Origin of the sequence: Pseudomonas sp. 57B-090624, assembly GCF_003234055.1 — a bacterium.
Lineage (GTDB): Bacteria > Pseudomonadota > Gammaproteobacteria > Pseudomonadales > Pseudomonadaceae > Metapseudomonas > Metapseudomonas tohonis.
Genome location: NZ_QKRU01000187.1, coordinates 1 through 798, shown reverse-complemented (window position 1 = coordinate 798; position 798 = coordinate 1). Strand labels below are relative to the sequence as shown.

Here is a 798-nt window from a genome sequence, read left to right as displayed (position 1 = left end):
CCCAGAAAAAGCTGGACGAACTGGGCATCAAGTGGCGCGGCCTGTCCGGCACGCTCCAGGACATCGCCGCCCGCAAGCTCGGCTTGGACGCGATGCGGGAAATCATCCCCGACGTCGAGGCCCGTACTGCCGTGCTGTCCCTGACCCAGGACATCGGCGCGCTGAATAGCGAAGTCGCGGCGATGCGTGGCGCCAGCGGGGCCATGGATGCGGCCTATGCCAAGATGTCCAACACCCCCCAGGCCGACCTAGACAGATTCAACTCAGCGGTTGGTGAGCTGAAGCTGAGCCTTGGAGAGACCGCTACAGCGTTTCTGCCGGTGGTGAATGGCCTTACTGGCGTTCTCCAGTCATTCAATGCCCTGCCACAGCCCGTCAAGTCGGGCATCGCAATGTTCGTCGCTTTTTCGGCTGGACTTGTAGCGCTACGCACTACGCTGGTATCCCTCGCTAACCCCCTGATGCTGCTACGCGGCCACCTTTCCCAGGCACCTGGCGCAGCCGGCGCGGCATCCGCCGGCCTGGAGAGTTTCGCCGGCACTGCGCGCAACCTGCTCCCGCAGGTCAACAACCTGGCCGACGCGTTTCGCCTGCTCAAGGGCACCCTAGCCCTGGGAGTGGTGAGCTGGTCGGCGGGCAACGTGGCCGAGCTGTGGGAGCTGCACAACCGCGCCATGCAGTTGCGCCAAGACCAGATTGACTACCGCAACTCTCTTAACGAGACCATCGCCACCACCGCGAAGTACGCCGACGCGGTGATCCTGCCGGCCAATGCACTGGCCCAACTGACCGAGGAAG

Annotated in this window: 1 protein-coding gene; it reads left to right on the top strand. The window is 64.0% G+C overall.

The annotated features are described in order from the left end of the window. On the top strand, window positions 1-798 hold a 798-nt coding region (locus DMX10_RS32305), incomplete at both ends, for a phage tail tape measure protein (RefSeq protein WP_111264900.1).